This window comes from Halolamina litorea (assembly GCF_026616205.1).
GTDB lineage: Archaea > Halobacteriota > Halobacteria > Halobacteriales > Haloferacaceae > Halolamina > Halolamina litorea.
Genome location: NZ_JANHGR010000001.1, coordinates 1,381,959 through 1,397,705 on the forward strand (window position 1 = coordinate 1,381,959; position 15,747 = coordinate 1,397,705).

Consider the following 15,747-nt stretch of genomic DNA (forward strand, 5'->3'; position numbering starts at 1 on the left):
GCTACACGTCGAGTTCGTGTTGGACGGTCTCGACGGCCGCCTCGGCGTCGACGTCGACGCCGACTTCTTCGAACGCTTCGCCGATGGTCCGGACCCCGCGGAGCAGTTGCTCGGGCGAGAGGTTCCCCATGTTGCTCACGCGGAAGATGTCGCCGCCGAGGTGGGCCTGCCCCCCGGAGATGGAGACGCCGCGCTCGGAGACGGCGTCGAAGAACGCCGTGCTGTCGTCCCCGCGGGCGCCCTCGGGCAGTTCGATCGCCGTCAGCGTGTTCGAGTAGTCGCTCTCCTCGTTCAGTTCCGGGAAGGACTCCAACCCCATCGCCCACATCGCCTCGCGGAACGCCGCCGACTGCCGGCGGTGGCGGGTGATGCGGTTGCCCATCCCTTCCGACTCGATGTCCTCGACGGCGACCGCGAGGCCGCGGAACAGCGGGACGGCGCTGGTGAAGGGAGTCTGGTGTTGGCTCGCCTTCCGGCTGTGCCAGTCCAGGTCCTCATAGAACGGCGCGCCCTCGCCGTCGATGTGGGCGTCGACGCCGTCGGCGACGTAGAGCGCGGAGACCCCCGGCGGCGCCGCGAGCGCCTTCTGGCCGTCGGTGACGGCGATGTCGACGTTCCAGTCGTCGACGCGGAACTCGTCGCCGCCGATCGAGGTGACGCCGTCGACGACGAAGCGGGCGTCGTGGGCCTCCGCGATCTCGCCGATCCGCTCGACGGGGTTCAGGAGGCCCGTGCTCGTCTCGTTGTGGACGACGGTGACGACGGCGGTGTCGTCGGTGACGGCCTCGGAAACCGCCTCGGTGTCGATGGGGTCGCCCCAGCCGAACTCGACAGGCGTGACCTCACAGTGGCGCTCGGCGATCCGCTTGAACCGGCGGCCGAACTTCCCGTTGACGACCGCGACGAGTTCGTCGTCCTCCTCGACGAGGTTCGCCACGGCGGCCTCCATCCCCATCGTCGCCGTGCCGTTGAGGATCAGCGCCTCGCCGTCCCGGGCGGTCGCGGCCTCGTTCGGCGTCGATCGCTCGAACACGTAGGTCAGTCCGTCCTGTGCACGCTCGTACACCCGTTCGAACGCTGCAGAGCGGTGTGAGACCATCGGCTCGCTCATCGCCTCACGGGCGGCGGCGCTCATCGGTACCGGGCCGGGGTTGAGTAACAGAAACTCCTCGTCCATGTGTTTCGGTAGTTTTGCTCGGGGGTGTTAAGCCCGCTGCCCGTGCGGGACTGTGGCCCACGGACGGCCGCGCTGGCCGGCGGCGAGAGCCGACCTCGCTGAGCCGGGGCCTACGCCTCGATCTCGTCGAAGAGGGCGACGACGCGGGCCTGAACGGTCTCGCGGATCTCGCGCACTCGCTCGGGGTCGGCGCCGTCGGGGTCGTCGAGCGCCCAGTCGCGCACCTCGACGCTCTCGCCGACCTCGCCCACGTCGAGGGTCGAACAGCCCATCGTCGCCACGTAGTCACACGACTGCAGTTCCCCGATGGTGATCTCCCGCGGCGTCCGGTCCGAGAGGTCGATGTCGAGTTCGGCCATCGCCTCGATCACTTCCTCGTGGACGTGGTCCGCGGGGAGGGTACCGCCGGTGAGGATCTCGACCTCGCCCTCGAGGCCGCGGCGCTCGCGTTCGCGTTCGGCGAAGGCGGTCGCCATCTGGGAGCGCCCGGCGTTCTGGACGCACATGAAGGCGGTACAGGTGGGTTCGTCGGCGGTGGCGCTCGATTCGGTCGCTGTCGGTTCGTCGGCCGTGGTGTCGGTGGGTTCGGACATGGTGGATCTGTGAGATCGGTCGGTGGCAGTCAGTCGTCGGTCGGTGCGGTCGTCGTCGACGGCTCGCCGTCGGCGCCGGTCCAGTCGAGCTTCCGCTGGAGGTACAGCGCGGCGTGGACCAGTGCGAGCAGGACGGGAACTTCGATCAGCGGGCCGACGACGGTGGCGAAGGCCACGTCGGAGGCGACGCCGAAGACGGCGACAGCGACGGCGATGGCGAGTTCGAAGTTGTTGGAGGCCGCGGTGAAGCCGATCGCGGTCGTCGTCGAGTAGTCGGCGCCGATGCCGCGCCCCATCCCGAAGCTGACGGCGAACATCGCGAGGAAGTAGACCGTGAGCGGCACCGCGAGCAACAGCACGTCGCCCGGCGCGGCGACGATGCTCTCGCCCTGCGTTGCGAACATCACGATCACGGTGAACAGCAGCGCGACCAGCGTCAGCGGATCGATCTTCGGGACGAAGGAGTCCTCGTACCACGCCTCGCTCTTGAGTCGGGTCCCGAGGTAGCGCGTGAGGAAGCCCGCCGCGAAGGGGATCCCGAGGAAGACGACGATGGCCTCGAACACCTGCATCGGCGTCACGTCGAAGGCCGTGATGCCCGCGGCGAGCGTCTCCAGCCCGAGTAGGCCGGGAAGGTAGAGCGCGAACAGCCAGACGTAGACGCCGTAGGTGGCGATCTGGAACAGGCTGTTGAACGCGACGAGACCGGTGACGTACTCCGTCGACCCCTCCGCGAGTTCGTTCCAGACCAGCACCATCGCGATGCAGCGGGCCATCCCGATGAACACCAACCCGAGGAAGAAGTCCGGGCGCGCGGGGAGGCCGGGGACGACGCCGCCGAAGAACACGACTGCAAGCCCGAACATCAGCGTCGGGCCGATGAGCCAGTTCTGGACGAGGCTGAGCCCGAGCACCTGCCAGTTCCGGAACACCGTCCCCAGCCGGGAGTAGTCGGCCTTCGCCAGCGGCGGGTACATCATCAGGATCAGCCCGATCTCGACCAGTCGGAGTTCCTCGACGGTCCCGGGGACCGAGGGCGCGAAGTACCCCAGCCCGACCCCCAGCGCCATCGCGCCGAGGATCCAGACGGTGAGGTACTTATCGAGGACGTCCATCGACCGCGGGTCGCCACAGACCTCACAGTCGCAGTCCGGGCCGTGGGCGTGGGCCTCAGACATCGGCGACGCTCCCGTCGAGGACGGTGACCAGCGCGACCGCACGGTTGGTCGCGCGGTAGTGTTTCCAGCGGCCGTCCTTGCGCCCCTCTACGAGTCCGGCGTCGGCCAGCGTCGACAGCGCTCGGCTCAGCCCGCTGTCGGTGACGTCGACGACGGCGCCGAGTTCACAGACGCACAGTTCCTCGCCCGCGGCGACGAGGACCCGGGCGAGCGTGTAGCGCGTGTCGTTGGCGAGCGCCCCGAGCACGTCCAGTTCGCGCTCGACGGCGCTCCCGCCGCTGTCGGTTTCGAGGTCGCGTAACTCCGCGAGCCGGTCGTCGACGTCCTCGGGCCGACAGTCCCCGAGTTCGTCGTCGAGGTAGCGTTCCAAGCGGTCGGTGGCTTGTGCCATCAGAAAACGATTGAGTAAACACGCAAGTAACTGTTTCGAGTCGATCGGGGGTATATGGGCGCAATAGCACTATGTAGCCTTCGTCAGTTCGGGGTCTGACCTCGATAGTTGCGCAGCCGTGAAACTGCAGATGGGTCAGTCCTCGGCGCGGTTGTGCTCGAACGCGAGCGACTGTGGATCGACAACTGTCGGTGCGCACGATCCACTCCCGGGCGGGTACTGTCACACCGAAGGAACGCTTACGCCGTGGTCGGCTGGGTCGCCGGCATGGCCCACGACTACGAGCGGGACCGCGACGCATACGTCGAGAAGTGCTGCGAGAACGGGCGCGTGAAACGGCACGCGACGGGCCTCGGTGTGCTGAAGTCGCTACCGCGAGAGCGAGTCCGCCCGTTCGAGGACTTCGTAGCCCTGTGCCCGAAGCGCCGCGTCGCGGAACCGCCGCGCGACGAACCGCTGGGGGAGCCGCCGCAGGCCGAACTTCCGGTCCGAACGTACGTCGAGGACGACCTCCGTCCCCGTTCCGGTCGGCTCGATCCGGGCCGTGTAGGTCCCCCACGAGCGGCCGTCGACGGTACCGGTGATCTCTACGCGGTCGGCGGCGTCGGCGTCGGTGTCGACGCGCATCTCGACGCTCCGCAGTCCGAACAGGTAGCTGATCTCGTAGACGGCGCTGCTCCCGACCGACCGGATGTCGTCGGCGATTCCCCACTGAAGCGCCAACGGCGGCGGCGTCGCCCCGGCGAAGTCCGCACGGACCGCTTCGGGATCGGTGTCGGTTCGGAGTCGGGCACGCCCCCCTGTTCTGAACACCGGGACTCGGGCGAGCGCGAGCAGCGCAAGAAAGGCCACCAGCGCCCACAGCAGCGGGAGCGCGAGGTACGCCGCCGCGCCGAGGAGCCCCACGGAGACCGCCGTGGCGCCGCTGACCAGTCGCTCGATCCGGCGGTAGCGCCGAACGACGGCCACCGCGCCGTCGGGAGGGTCGGCTCGGTCGGTCACGGTCGGGCCGTCGGCGACGACCGGCCTCAGCGTTTCGGTCGTCGGTAGAGCGAAGGTTCCGTAGCGCCAACAGGAGGCCATGACTGTCGTCGCGTTCCTCTCGGTCGCACCGGCTACTGACGGGTCGATGTCGGGCGAGGTGGCGAAAGCCGTCGCCGCGCTCGACGCGTTCGACGTGAGCTACGAGACCACCCCGATGGGGACCACCATCGAGGCCGACGATATCGGCGAACTGTTCGCCGCCGCACAGGCCGCCCACGAGGCCGTCGACGGTGACCGAGTGAGCACGTTCCTGAAGATCGACGACAAGCGGACCAGCGACGAGCCGGCGGCGTCGAAGGTCGAGTCCGTGGAGCGGGAGTTGGGGCAGGACGCGCGCAAGGAGCGTTGAGCCCCGGATCGGCACCGAGCGCTCGTGGAAGATATATACCCGTACAGTGAGCTATTAGCAACGAATTAACCCAGCGAGTGGGTATCCGGATTCGAGCGCCGGAACCCCTCCCGATCGAGAGGACCGTTCCCTCCTACCACAATGTCCACGCCACCGCGGTTCAACGACAGCGTCGAGCCCCACCACCTTCGACTGAACGTCGACGAGTACGACGACATCTACGTCGTCGGCGACGTGCACGGGAGCCACGTCGAACTGGAACACCTGCTCGAGAAGCTCGCTCTCGGGCCGGACGACCTCGTCCTGTTCGTCGGCGACCTCGTCCGGAAGGGTCCTTACAGCCCGCACGTCATCGACTTGGTCCGCCAGCACGACCAGCTACTGAGCGTCCGCGGCAACAACGAACAGAAGGTGATCCGCGGCGACAAGGAGCCCGACTGGCTCCGCGAGGGCGACCGGGCGTTCTTCGAGTCGCTCCCGGTCGTCATCTCCTTCGACGACGCGATGGTGGTCCACGGCGGCGTCAACCCGGCGCGGCCGCTGACGGACCACTCGATCGAGGAACTGCTCAACATGCGCGCCCCGGACGGCGACGGCTACGACGGCCCGTTCTGGTACGAGGCCTACGAGGGTCCACAGCGGGTCTTCTTCGGCCACACCGTCCACGACGAACCGTTCGTCGGCGAGCACGCCGTCGCGCTGGACACCGGCTGTGTCTACGGCGGGACGCTCACCGCCTACGACTACCGCCGCGACCGACTGGTGACCGTCGAGTCGATGGTGACCCACGAGGACCGCCGCGACTCGAAGTTCGTCGAGCCGGGCTGGCAGTCGGTCAGCCCGACCTGAGACCGCACCGCCGCCGCGACCCGATCCCACATGCCCACCCCCCATCCCCATAGCGACGCCGATAGCACCGCACCGCGGTCGGCACAGCGCCGACCGTTGCCGACCGCGCCGTCGACCCCGGTGGTGAGTCGCCGTGTCTGAGCCGGACCTGCAGGCCCCCGAGTACTACCTCAACAGGGAGTTCTCGGAACTCGCCTTCCAGCAGCGGGTGCTCGCCGAGGGGACCGACGAGCGGAACCCGCCGCTCGAACGGCTCCGCTTCCTCGCCTACGTCACCAAGAACACCGACGAGTTCTTCATGAAGCGCGTGGGGGGGCTCAAACAGCAGATCGACGCCGGCGTGACCGAGACGACCCCCGACGGGCGCACGCCCGAGGAGCAGTGGACGGAAGTGCTGGAGGCGGCCCGCCCGCTGCTGGGCGAACAGACCGACTACTGGCAGTCGACGCTCAAACCCGAACTCGCGGCGGCGGGCGTCGAAGTCCTCGAGATGGATGCGCTCGACGACGACGAGGTCCAGTCCCTGCGGACGTACTTCGAGGAGACGGTGCTGCCGACGCTGACGCCGCTGTCGTTCGACCCGGCTCACCCGTTCCCGTTCATCTCGAACCGCTCGCTCTCGCTGGGGGTGCTCTCACGCGGCGCCGACCGGGACCTGACGTTCACCCGGATCAAGATCCCCAAGAACCAACCGCGGCTCGTCGAGGTCCCAGGCCGGGACTGCGGCTTCGTCCTCCTCGAGGACCTGATCGAGGCGAACCTCGGGCTGTTGCTTCCGAACCTCGAGATCGTCGACGTGTCGAAGTTCAAGGTCACGCGCAACGCCGAGGTGCGGCGCAACGAGGAGGTCGCGGAGGACCTCATCGACATGATCGAGGAGGTGATCGAGCAGCGGCGCTTCGCGACGGCGGTGCGCCTGGAGATCGAATCGGGGATGGCCGAGCGCTCGCGCTCGATCCTGAAGCGGAACCTCGACGTGACCGAACGGGAGGTGTTCGAGCGCGAGGGGCCGATCGACTTCGAGGACTTCTTCGAACTCGTCGAGCTCCCTCGCCCCGACCTCAAACTCCCCGACTGGTCGCCGAAGCTCCACCCGCGGCTGCGCCCCGTCGACGACCTGAACGACGAGCGGAGCATCTTCGAGGAGATCCGCGAGGGGGACATCCTCGCCCACCACCCCTACCACTCCTTCGAAGGGACCGTCCAGCAGTTCCTCGACACGGCCGCGAACGACCCGAACGTACTGGCGGTGAAAGCGGCGATCTACCGCACCGCCAGCGACTCGAAGGTGATCCAGAGCCTCATCGACGCCGCCGACAACGGCAAGCAGGTCGCGGTGATGGTCGAACTCAAGGCCCGCTTCGACGAGAAGAACAACCTCGAGTGGGTCCGGCGGCTGGAGGAGGAGGGGATCCACGTCGCCTACGGCACCGTCGGGCTCAAGACCCACACGAAGACCGCACTCGTGGTGCGCCGGGAGGAGGACGGCGTCAAACTCTACTCCCACGTCGGGACGGGGAACTACCACTCGGGCACCGCACAGGGCTACAGCGACCTCGGGCTGTTGACGGCCGACCGCGACATCGGGCAGGACCTCACCCGACTGTTCAACTTCTTCACGGGGCCGTCGCTGGACGAACGGTTCCGGAAGCTGCTGATCGCGCCGGTGACGATGCGCGACCGGTTCGTCGAGATGGTGCGCCGCGAGGCCGAGCACGCCCGGGAGGGCCGCCGGGCCCGGATCGTCGTGAAGGTCAACGGGCTGGAGGACCCGGGAATGGTCGAGGAGCTCTACCGGGCGTCGATGGCCGGCGTCGAGATCGACCTGATCGTGCGGGACATCTGCCGGCTCCGCCCCGGGATCGAGGGGCTGAGCGAGAACGTGACCATCCACTCCGTCGTCGGGCGCTTCCTCGAACACGCGCGGGTCTTCTACTTCGAGAACGCCGGCGACCCCGAGTGGTACCTCGGGTCGGCCGACTGGATGACCCGGAACCTCGACTACCGCGTCGAGGCGATCACGCCCGTCGAGGACCCGGCGCTGCGCGAACAGCTCCGGTTCGTCCTCGAAGGGACGTTCCACGACAACCGGCGCCGGTGGCTGATGGACAGCGGCGGCGAGTACGAGCGGGTCGACGCCGATGCCGACGAGCCGGTGATCGACGTACAGCAGCTCCTCATGGACGCGACGACGGCGGCCGTCGAGGAGGGCTACGGGCCGGGAATGGTCGTCGACGACACTGTGGTCGACGAGGAACTACTGATCGAGCCGATGGAGGGACTGACCGAGAGCGAGCCCGCATCAACGACTACTGTGGACTCACCATCGGCGGCCGGCGCGGGCGATTACACGGAGCCGGCGGTCGATGCTCCAGTAGATGCCGACGCGACCGAGGTCGATGACCGAATCGCATTCGAGACGTATCCGGATCGGTGGTACCGCCCCGACAGCGACGAGTACGGCTGGGCCGTCCGTACGGCCGACGGTGGACGCCGCTACTTCAAGACCGAAGCGGGGGCACTCGATCGCCTCCGACGGGAGTACAGCGACTGACCGGGAGCCGATCGGCCATCCAACGGCGGCTCGCGGCGGTAGCTGACTGAAAACCCCTTTAGGGAGTGACGCGGGAGTAAGGATATGGAGAGCATCAACCGGATGGCGGTCGAGCTGGTCGACGAGGCCCTCGACTTCGCCGACGAACTCAACGTCACGCCCTACGAACTCGACTCCGGCGCGACCGTACTCGACTTCGGCGTCGAGACCGACGGCGGCGTCGAGGCGGGCGTCCTGCTCGCCGAGATCCAGACCGCCGGCTTGGCGACGATCACCACCCGGACCGGCCGGGTCGACGGCGCGCCCGTCCCCCACGTCGAACTGTCGACTGACCACCCCGGGATCGCCCTGCTGTGCTCCCAGAAAGCGGGCTGGGAGCTCGAGTTCGACACGTACGACGGGCTGGGCTCGGGGCCGGCACGCGCGCTGGTCGGCCAGGAGACCGAGTTCCAGTCGGTCGGCTACTTCGACGAGTTCGACCTGACCGTGCTGGCCGTCGAGAGCATCGACCTCCCCGACGACGAGATCGCGAGCCACGTCGCCGACCTCGCGGGTATCGAGGAGAGCGGCGTGTTCCTGCCGACGTTCGCGCTTGGCTCCATCGCGGGCAGCGTCGCCGCCGGCGCCCGAGCGCCCGAGTCGGCCGTCTGGCAGCTGTTCGAGGCCGGCTACGACCCGACCGACGTGCTCTCGGTCTCGGGTAGCGCACCCGTCGCGCCCGTCGGCTACGACGAGAGCGAGGCGATGGCCCGCACGAACGACGCGCTCGCGTTCGGCGGCGAGGTCCACCTGACCGTCGCCCGCGACGACGCCGACGCCTTCGAGTCGATCACCTCGAACGCCGCCACGGAGTTCGACGCGACCTTCGAGGAGATCTTCGAGGCCCACGAGTGGGACTTCGAGGCGCTGCCGGAGTCGGTGTTCGGCCCCGCCGCCGCGACCGTCGACGTGGTCGACGGCCCCACCTACCGCTTCGGCGAACGGAACGAGGCGCTGCTGGCCGAGAGCTTCGGCTTCTGAGCATGCGACTCAAACCGCTGCCGGCACCGCCCGCCCCCGACGCCGCCGACGAGGACGACGAGTCGGCCGCCGACCGGCCCGTCTTCGAGGCAATCGCCGACGCCCAGTCGGCGGTGCCGCTGGTCCCCGGGTCGGAGAACGACTGCTGTGCTCGGCTGATGCGCCGCGAGGGCCACCCCAGCCGGGACGTGGCACGGGAGTGGCTGACGTTCCTCCGCGCGCTGGAGTTGGCCGTCGAAACCGAGACCGGGTTCAAGCGGACCGACCGCGAACCGACGCCCGAGAACGTCCGGTCGTCGTTCCGCGAGCGGGTCTTCGGCGCGAGCGAGGCGCTGGACGTGCTCGCCGACGCTGCGGAACCCATCGACGCCGCCGAGGCGTTCGACCGCCTCCGGGCGACCGTACCGGGCTGGGAGCGCGAGCGCCGGCGGACGTGGGTCGAACACTGGACCGACCGAACCGAGCGGGTACTCGACTGGCTGGTCGCGTTGGACCTCGCCGACCGCGTCGAGGGTGGCTACGTGGCCGCGGAGAACTGAGCGCCGCGTTACTCGGCCGACGCCTCGTCCGTGGTCGGACGACCCACCACCACGGCGCGGGCCGCCGTCCCGCCGACGTACGTCGCCGCCGCGCCGGCGCCCACCGAGAGCATATCCGGGAGGTCAGTCGCCACCAACAGCGCGACGACAGCGGTCCCGACGACGATGGCGGCGGCGGCTTCTGCGCCGATCAGGAGGGCCGGCGAGTCCCCGCTCCCCTCCGTCCGGGGGTACGCGCCGGCGAGCAACAGCGGTATCGAGACCCCGAGGCCGACGACGACCGCGTAGGGTTCGGCGGCGACCACGCTCCGGTCGACCAGGAGTACCTGCGTGAGTGTCGTGACGACGGCCGCCAGCAGCACGCCGGCTGCCAACAGCGTGAGCCGCCGCTTGGTGGCGTCCTGCATTCGTTCGAGGGTCGCCCGCGGGCGCGAAAAGGGTTCGGGCTACGTGTCGGTCGACCTGACGGTCCCGACGCCCTTGCTCCGACCCTCACGGAAGACGAACCGCTGGCCCTCCTCGACGAGGTAGGGGCGGAACTTGAACCGAACCGTAGTGGTGCCGTTGTCGCCGGGAAGCAGGCGACCGCCCTCGGGCGAGAACACGGCGGCCTCGCTTACGGTTTCGAGGTGGACGACCGGTTCGTAGCCGTCGCCGATCTTCGTCGGGTGGTTCAGGACGACTACTTCGGCCTCGAACTCCCGGACCGGATCGGGATCGGCGTCACGGGGCAGCAGCGCCATCCCGCGTTCGATCTCGCTCTCGGCGACGCCCTTCAGGGCGATGCCGACGATCCGGCCCGCGCGGGCCTTGTCGACCCGGTGGTAGTGCATCTCGATCGAGCGGACCTCGACCTCCCGGAACCCCCCGTCGGCCATCGGGCCGAGCAGGAGTTCGTCGCCGGCCTCGACCGTGCCGGCGTTGATCGTTCCCGAGGCGACCGCGCCGACGCCGGTGACGCTGTAGGAGCGATCGACGTACATCCGGAACGGCGCGTCGGCGTCGGACTCGCGCTTGGGGAGCGCCTCGAACAGCGTGTCGAGGTCGTCGAGGCCCTCGCCGCCGACGGCGCTCGTCCGGAGGAGCGGAACGGTCGTGCCGACCTCCTCGATGGCCGCGTCGACGCCGTAGCGCTCGACGGGAAGCGGGGTTTCGCCGACCTCCCGGAGCATCGCTTCGACCTCCGCTTCGACCTCGTCGACGCGCTCGTCGCTCACGGCGTCGGCCTTGGTGATGGCGACCATCGTGGGGAGTTCGGTCGCCAGCAGGATCCCGAGGTGCTCGCGGGTCGTCTTCGTCGGGCCGTCGTCGGCCGCCACGACGAGCAGCCCGTAGTCGAGTTTCTGGCCGACGAGGCCGCGGATCGTCGTCCGGAGCCACGGCTCGTGGCCGACGGTGTCGACGAAGCTGACGAGGCGGTCGGCCTCCTGTACCACCCGCGCCCGGTCGGTCTTCCGGTGGGGGTTGTCCATCCGGACCGGGCCGTGGTCGTCGAAACCGTACACCGCGTAGGAGAGGTCCGCCGAGAGCCCCCGCTCGACCTCGTGGGGCTGTACGTCGAGGAACGAGCGCGTGCCGCCCTCCCCGTCGTCTCGCTCGCCGGTGACGAGCGTGCCCACGAGCGTCGACTTGCCGTGGTCGACGTGGCCCGCGGTGCCGACGACGACGTGTTCGTCGTCCTCGCGGTCAAGCATCGCCCCTTCACGGATCGTGGCGACCCCGACGAGTCCCTCCTCGGCCCCCGCCTCGGCGGAGATGCCCCACGTCTCGACGTCCTCGATGTGGGCGTCGGCCTCCTCGGCCAACAGGGAGAGGACGTCCATCGACTCCGAGAAGGCCTCGGGGGAGATGCCTGCGATCGCCCCGTCGTCGTCGACGCCGACGACGTACGTGGCCTCGCCGTCGCCGGAGAGAACACGATGCCGGAGTTGGGCGGCCAGCGACTCCATGCGGCCCTCCCGCAGGTGCGTGTTGCGGGTGAGTCGCGTCTTGAACTCGATCTGCCCGCCCTCCTCCTCGCCGCGCTCCAAGGCCCGCTGCAGGGGGGCCCGGTCTGCGCTCATGACCCGTGATAGGCGCCGACGCGGATATATGCCTTTTCGTGTGGTGGGACACCATGCCACAGTACAGCTGCGGAACGCTCCGGAGTCCCGGAGGGGAAGCCGTTATAGGTATCGGGAGCGAACCGGGTAACAGATGTCCACCGAACTCGAGGACGGGAACGCGGCGATGGAGGGGTCCACGACCGAGGTCTGCCCGGTCGTCGACGCGGTCGAACAGATCGGCTCCCAGTGGCGACTGGTCGTGCTCCACGACCTCACCGAGGGGGAGAAGCGGTTCAACGAACTCAAGCGATCGACCGAGGCGAACGCGCGGACGCTCTCGCGCGTCCTCGACGACCTCCGAGAGACCGGTTTCGTCGAGCGCCGACTGGAGGAGGACGCCCCGGTGGCGACCTACTACTCCCTGACGAGCAAGGGCGAGTCGCTGGCCCCCGTTTTCGACGAGATCGAATCGTGGGCCAACGAGTGGGTAGAGACCTGTCAGGCCTGACCGCGGCCGCCGTCCTCGATCCGTTTTCACCTCGCTACCGGTTACCACGGCCGCGAAAGGCGTTTGAGGCGTGGCCCCGACGGCCCGCCCATGGACGAGCAACGGGCGACCGTCCGTGACGGCTACGACGCGATGGCCGAGACCTACGACGAGCGCCGCTCGGCGTCGCCGACGGCCAACGAGGGCCTCGTGGCACTGCGGGAGTCGCTGCCGGCTGATCCGCGGGTGTTGGACCTGGGCTGTGGTGCGGGCGAGGGACCGCTCGCCACGCTCCCGACGGAGGGGGCCGTCGGGCTGGACTTCTCGACTGCACAGCTACGGCTGGCGCGGGAGCGGACGGACGCCGCGCTCGTGGCCGGCGATATGACCGCGCTACCCTTCGATGACGGGCGGTTCGACGCCGTCACCGCGTTCTACTCGGTGATCCACCTGCCCGAAGACGAGCACCGGGACTGCTACGCGGAGGTGGCGCGGGTGCTGCGGCCGGGCGGGGAGTTCCTGTTCAGCATCGGCGACGACTGGGCCGGCGAGAACGACGACTGGCTCGACACCGGCGCGCGGATGGCGTGGTCGTTCCCGCCGCTGCGGGAGACCGAACGGCTGCTCGAGGCCGCCGGCCTCGAACTGGTGGAGCAGTACGGGGTTCGGAGCGAGATGGACGACGCCGAGTGGCCGTTCCTCCGCTGTCGAGTGCCGGAGTGAGCGCCGACCCTGCCTGCCGGTTCCTTTTTACTGCCCGGCGCGCTACGTCGGGTATGGCCCAGTGTGAGATGTGCGGCGCGGAGAAGTCCTCGCTCACGACGACGAAAGTCGAGGGCGCCGAACTCGAACTCTGTGACGACTGTGCGGACTTCGGCACGGAGGTCAAGACCGAGTCCACCTCGTCGGCGTCGACCAAGTACTCCGCTTCCTCCTCATCGGGCGGGTCGTCCTCCTCCTCGTCGAGTAGCGGCGGGAGCGGGGGGAGCAGCGGTGGTCGTCGCCGTCGGGACATGTTCGACCAGATGGACGAGATCGCGAGCGACTACGACGAGCGAATCCGGGCAGCCCGCGAACACGATGGGCTGAGCCGCGAGGACCTCGCCAAGGAACTCAACGAGAAGGCCTCCCTGATCGGGAAGCTGGAACGGGGTGACATCCTGCCCAGCGACGACGTGAAGGCCAAACTCGAGAAACGCCTCGGCATCTCCCTCTCGGAGGGGTCGGGCGACGACGACGCCAGTTGGGACTCCGACTCCTCGATGACTCAGACGCTCGGCGACGTGGTCGAGCGAAAGAGCGAGTAGCCGCTCCCGACCGCCACGGACCACCGGCGAACCGCCTATCTATTTGCCCGTCGGCTCCCGCCTCCCGACGTGTTCATCCTCGTCAACCTCAAAGCGTACGACTGTAAGCCCGTCAGCGTCGCCAAAGCCGCCGCCGACGTGGCCGAGGAGACCGGCGCCCGGATCGCGGTCGCCCCGCAGGCCGCCCGGATCGGCGCCGTCGCCGCCACCGGCGTCGAGACGTGGGCCCAACACGTCAGCCCCGTCGAGCACGGCAGCCACACCGGCAGCACGCACGCTGCCGCCGTCGAACGTGCCGGCGCCGTCGGGACGCTGTTGAACCACTCCGAGAACCGCCAGAAGCTGGCCGACATCGACGCCAGCCTCGACGCCGCCGACGCGGCGGCCCTCGAAACGGTGGTCTGTGCGAACAACCCCGATCAGATCGCCGCCGCGACGGCGCTCGACCCCGACGCCGTCGCCGTCGAACCGCCGGAGCTCATCGGCGGCGACGAGTCGGTCGCCACGGCCGACCCCGGAATCGTGACCGACGCCGTCGAAGCGGCAGCGGCGGTCGACGACGGCGTTGAGGTGTTCTGTGGCGCCGGCATCGCCACCGGCGAGGACGTCGCTGCGGCCCGGGACCTCGGCGCCGACGGCGTCCTCCTCGCGTCGGGCGTCGCGCTCGCCGACGACCCCGAGACGGTGCTGCGCGACCTGGTTTCGGAGCTCTGAGAACGGCCCGCAGTCCCCGCTCGCGTCAGTCCCGTTCCTCGATCACGTAGTGGTCCTCGCCCTGCTCGACCAGCGTGCCGCCCGCTTCGAGGGTGACCGTGTAGCCGGTCGGCGTGCGCTCCAGTTCGTGTGGCGCACGCACGCGGACGAGGTTGCCGATGAACTGCGCGGAGGGGGGTTTCTGGGCGGCGCCACAGTCGTAGACGGTGACCAGTTCGTCGCCCGCGTCGGCCTCGTACACCACCAGCCGCGCGTGGCGGTCGAGGTGCCAGCGTCCCTCGCCGGTCCGGGGGAGCGCCCGCATCAGTCGATGTCGGTCGCCGACTCGATGGCGGCGACGGCGTCGGCGACCGTCTGGCCGTCGGCGGTGCCGTCGAACGCTTCGTCGACGAGGTCGGTGAGCGCGTAGCGGTAGCGGCCGGCGCCGGCGTGTTCGATCACGCCGGCCTTTCGGAGCGTTCGGTTCCGGGCGTAGGCGTACTGTCGCTCGCCCGAGCCGCCGGCGGCGACGTGGGCGTCGACGGGGGCAGCGTCGCCGGCCTCGCGGTAGTGCGCGAGCATCCCCCGGGTCAGATCGTCCAGTTCCTCGATACCGCGGACGAGCGTCTCGACGACCGCCTCCTCGCTCCGGAGTTCAGCCCGACGCACGAGCAGGCTCAAGCGCTCACCACGGTCAGCAGTCGGGTCGGGCCGGCCAGCCCCCTCGTTCGACGACTCCTCCCCGCCCGTTGCCGCCGTGTCGCCGGCGTCAACAGCGGCGGTTCTCCGGTCGGCTGAGCTTCCGAGCGAGCCGCCGGTGAGGTTCGAGGAAGTCTCCATGGTGACGCCGAACTCCGACTCGGTCGGCGAGTCGCTCGTGGTGCCTGCCTCCGAGGCACCGTCGTCAGTCCCGCCGCGCTCGTTCCGGCCGCCGGCCGTTCGGACCGGCTTCAGCCCGTCAGCCCCGGCCGCGCCATCGGCATCGACATCGGCCGTCTCCGGCTTCCGCTGCTCGGTCTGTTCGGGGTCCGGATCGTTCGTCGCCGCCGTGGTCGTCGCAGCCTCGGCGGTGATCCCCTCGTGGTCGCCGTCGCTCTCGACGGGGCCGGTGTCTGTCAGCGGGTCGGTCTCCGGCTCCCAATCCTCGTGGGACAGGGGCACGTCGTCGCTCCGTTCGGTCTCGGCCTCCTCGTCGCTCTCGGCGCCGTCGGCCGCCTCGTCGCTCCGGTTCGTCTCGTCAGCGCTGCCACCGGCGTCCGCGTCGCCGGCCGGTTCCAGGTACTCCCGCTCGAGTTCGCGTTCGAGTCGTTCGATCCGGTCCTCCTTGGCGGCGATTTCGGCTCTGAGCGCCGCGTAGGTGTCGATCAGCGGCAGCGGGACGGCGCGCTCTTCCGGCTCGCGGTCGGCGGTGTCTGTGTCGTCGGTCATGGTGGTGGTCGCCGTCGCGCCGCCGTGGGGGGCGGCCGACGGCGTCGGGGCGACCGGTACGGCCGCCCGGGGTTGGCGTACCAGACCCACCGC

Annotated in this window: 18 protein-coding genes; 9 read left to right on the forward strand and 9 right to left on the reverse strand. The window is 69.4% G+C overall.

Annotation, left to right across the window (positions count from 1 at the left end; genetic code table 11):
- Nucleotide 1 precedes the first annotated feature (1 nt).
- From NO998_RS07225 to NO998_RS07245, 5 genes are all read right to left on the reverse strand, one after another.
- Nucleotides 2-1,177: a pyridoxal-phosphate-dependent aminotransferase family protein gene (locus tag NO998_RS07225; RefSeq protein WP_267646434.1), complete on the reverse strand. Its 1,176-nt coding sequence runs from the start codon at nucleotides 1,175-1,177 to the stop codon at nucleotides 2-4.
- A 110-nt stretch (nucleotides 1,178-1,287) separates the two neighbouring features.
- Nucleotides 1,288-1,683, reverse strand: coding sequence for an arsenate-mycothiol transferase ArsC (locus NO998_RS07230; RefSeq protein WP_267647195.1), 396 nt, complete (start codon nucleotides 1,681-1,683; stop codon nucleotides 1,288-1,290).
- A 116-nt stretch (nucleotides 1,684-1,799) separates the two neighbouring features.
- Nucleotides 1,800-2,948 carry an ACR3 family arsenite efflux transporter gene (gene arsB / locus NO998_RS07235; protein ID WP_303648147.1) on the reverse strand — a complete coding sequence of 383 codons (1,149 nt, stop codon included), beginning with the start codon at nucleotides 2,946-2,948 and terminating at the stop codon, nucleotides 1,800-1,802.
- Nucleotides 2,941-3,339, reverse strand: a complete 399-nt coding sequence (locus NO998_RS07240; RefSeq protein ID WP_267646435.1) for an ArsR/SmtB family transcription factor — start codon at nucleotides 3,337-3,339, stop codon at nucleotides 2,941-2,943. Before NO998_RS07240 ends, arsB begins: the two co-directional genes overlap by 8 nt.
- Before the next feature lie 369 nt (nucleotides 3,340-3,708).
- Entirely contained in the window at nucleotides 3,709-4,341 is a 633-nt protein-coding gene (locus tag NO998_RS07245) for a hypothetical protein (RefSeq protein WP_267646436.1), read from the reverse strand.
- A gap of 79 nt (nucleotides 4,342-4,420) precedes the next feature.
- On the opposite strand from NO998_RS07245, the gene NO998_RS07250 reads away from it, so the two are divergent.
- The 5 genes from NO998_RS07250 to NO998_RS07270 all read left to right on the forward strand — a co-directional run bounded on the left by NO998_RS07250 (nucleotide 4,421) and on the right by NO998_RS07270 (nucleotide 9,694).
- A complete protein-coding gene (locus tag NO998_RS07250) occupies nucleotides 4,421-4,732 on the forward strand; it encodes an MTH1187 family thiamine-binding protein (RefSeq protein WP_267646437.1) in 312 nt (103 codons plus the stop codon).
- A gap of 141 nt (nucleotides 4,733-4,873) precedes the next feature.
- Complete coding sequence (locus tag NO998_RS07255; RefSeq protein WP_267646438.1) at nucleotides 4,874-5,581, forward strand: metallophosphoesterase family protein; 708 nt, start codon at nucleotides 4,874-4,876, stop codon at nucleotides 5,579-5,581.
- A 133-nt stretch (nucleotides 5,582-5,714) separates the two neighbouring features.
- Complete coding sequence (gene ppk1, locus NO998_RS07260) at nucleotides 5,715-8,135, forward strand: polyphosphate kinase 1 (protein ID WP_267646439.1); 2,421 nt, start codon at nucleotides 5,715-5,717, stop codon at nucleotides 8,133-8,135.
- Between the two features lie 84 nt (nucleotides 8,136-8,219).
- Entirely contained in the window at nucleotides 8,220-9,155 is a 936-nt protein-coding gene (gene mch / locus NO998_RS07265; RefSeq protein WP_267646440.1) for a methenyltetrahydromethanopterin cyclohydrolase, read from the forward strand.
- A gap of 2 nt (nucleotides 9,156-9,157) precedes the next feature.
- Nucleotides 9,158-9,694, forward strand: coding sequence for a double winged helix-containing putative transcriptional regulator (locus NO998_RS07270; protein WP_267646441.1), 537 nt, complete (start codon nucleotides 9,158-9,160; stop codon nucleotides 9,692-9,694).
- 8 nt (nucleotides 9,695-9,702) lie between these two features.
- Here NO998_RS07270 and NO998_RS07275 read toward each other — a convergent pair whose 3' ends face one another.
- Nucleotides 9,703-10,101 carry a hypothetical protein gene (locus NO998_RS07275; protein WP_267646442.1) on the reverse strand — a complete coding sequence of 133 codons (399 nt, stop codon included), beginning with the start codon at nucleotides 10,099-10,101 and terminating at the stop codon, nucleotides 9,703-9,705.
- 39 nt (nucleotides 10,102-10,140) lie between these two features.
- On the reverse strand, nucleotides 10,141-11,757 hold the full coding sequence (locus tag NO998_RS07280) for a GTPBP1 family GTP-binding protein (protein ID WP_267646443.1): 1,617 nt from the start codon (nucleotides 11,755-11,757) through the stop codon (nucleotides 10,141-10,143).
- A 133-nt stretch (nucleotides 11,758-11,890) separates the two neighbouring features.
- On the opposite strand from NO998_RS07280, the gene NO998_RS07285 reads away from it, so the two are divergent.
- From NO998_RS07285 to tpiA, 4 genes are all read left to right on the forward strand, one after another.
- Entirely contained in the window at nucleotides 11,891-12,247 is a 357-nt protein-coding gene (locus NO998_RS07285) for a winged helix-turn-helix transcriptional regulator (RefSeq protein ID WP_267646444.1), read from the forward strand.
- Between the two features lie 90 nt (nucleotides 12,248-12,337).
- Nucleotides 12,338-12,949 (forward strand): class I SAM-dependent methyltransferase, encoded by a 612-nt coding sequence (locus NO998_RS07290; protein ID WP_267646445.1) that lies wholly within the window; start codon nucleotides 12,338-12,340, stop codon nucleotides 12,947-12,949.
- A 53-nt stretch (nucleotides 12,950-13,002) separates the two neighbouring features.
- A complete protein-coding gene (locus NO998_RS07295) occupies nucleotides 13,003-13,533 on the forward strand; it encodes a multiprotein bridging factor aMBF1 (protein WP_267646446.1) in 531 nt (176 codons plus the stop codon).
- A 69-nt stretch (nucleotides 13,534-13,602) separates the two neighbouring features.
- A complete protein-coding gene (gene tpiA, locus NO998_RS07300) occupies nucleotides 13,603-14,247 on the forward strand; it encodes a triose-phosphate isomerase (RefSeq protein WP_267646447.1) in 645 nt (214 codons plus the stop codon).
- Nucleotides 14,248-14,272: 25 nt separating this feature from the next.
- Here the strand turns inward: tpiA and NO998_RS07305 are convergent, their stop codons facing one another.
- Nucleotides 14,273-14,551: a hypothetical protein gene (locus NO998_RS07305; protein ID WP_267646448.1), complete on the reverse strand. Its 279-nt coding sequence runs from the start codon at nucleotides 14,549-14,551 to the stop codon at nucleotides 14,273-14,275.
- Entirely contained in the window at nucleotides 14,551-15,654 is a 1,104-nt protein-coding gene (locus NO998_RS07310; protein WP_267646449.1) for a hypothetical protein, read from the reverse strand. Before NO998_RS07310 ends, NO998_RS07305 begins: the two co-directional genes overlap by 1 nt.
- Nucleotides 15,655-15,747: the final 93 nt, after the last annotated feature.

Excerpts from the sequence above, each read along its gene's own strand:
- NO998_RS07225 (WP_267646434.1), bottom strand. The coding sequence starts at position 1,177 with ATGGACGAGGAGTTTCTGTTACTCAACCCCGGCCCGGTACCGATGAGC.
- NO998_RS07230 (WP_267647195.1), bottom strand. The coding sequence starts at position 1,683 with ATGTGCGTCCAGAACGCCGGGCGCTCCCAGATGGCGACCGCCTTCGCC.
- arsB (WP_303648147.1), bottom strand. The coding sequence starts at position 2,948 with ATGTCTGAGGCCCACGCCCACGGCCCGGACTGCGACTGTGAGGTCTGT.
- NO998_RS07240 (WP_267646435.1), bottom strand. The coding sequence starts at position 3,339 with ATGGCACAAGCCACCGACCGCTTGGAACGCTACCTCGACGACGAACTC.
- NO998_RS07250 (WP_267646437.1), top strand. The coding sequence starts at position 4,421 with ATGACTGTCGTCGCGTTCCTCTCGGTCGCACCGGCTACTGACGGGTCG.
- NO998_RS07255 (WP_267646438.1), top strand. The coding sequence starts at position 4,874 with ATGTCCACGCCACCGCGGTTCAACGACAGCGTCGAGCCCCACCACCTT.
- mch (WP_267646440.1), top strand. The coding sequence starts at position 8,220 with ATGGAGAGCATCAACCGGATGGCGGTCGAGCTGGTCGACGAGGCCCTC.
- NO998_RS07270 (WP_267646441.1), top strand. The coding sequence starts at position 9,158 with ATGCGACTCAAACCGCTGCCGGCACCGCCCGCCCCCGACGCCGCCGAC.
- NO998_RS07275 (WP_267646442.1), bottom strand. The coding sequence starts at position 10,101 with ATGCAGGACGCCACCAAGCGGCGGCTCACGCTGTTGGCAGCCGGCGTG.
- NO998_RS07280 (WP_267646443.1), bottom strand. The coding sequence starts at position 11,757 with ATGAGCGCAGACCGGGCCCCCCTGCAGCGGGCCTTGGAGCGCGGCGAG.
- NO998_RS07285 (WP_267646444.1), top strand. The coding sequence starts at position 11,891 with ATGTCCACCGAACTCGAGGACGGGAACGCGGCGATGGAGGGGTCCACG.
- NO998_RS07290 (WP_267646445.1), top strand. The coding sequence starts at position 12,338 with ATGGACGAGCAACGGGCGACCGTCCGTGACGGCTACGACGCGATGGCC.
- NO998_RS07295 (WP_267646446.1), top strand. The coding sequence starts at position 13,003 with ATGGCCCAGTGTGAGATGTGCGGCGCGGAGAAGTCCTCGCTCACGACG.
- NO998_RS07305 (WP_267646448.1), bottom strand. The coding sequence starts at position 14,551 with ATGCGGGCGCTCCCCCGGACCGGCGAGGGACGCTGGCACCTCGACCGC.
- NO998_RS07310 (WP_267646449.1), bottom strand. The coding sequence starts at position 15,654 with ATGACCGACGACACAGACACCGCCGACCGCGAGCCGGAAGAGCGCGCC.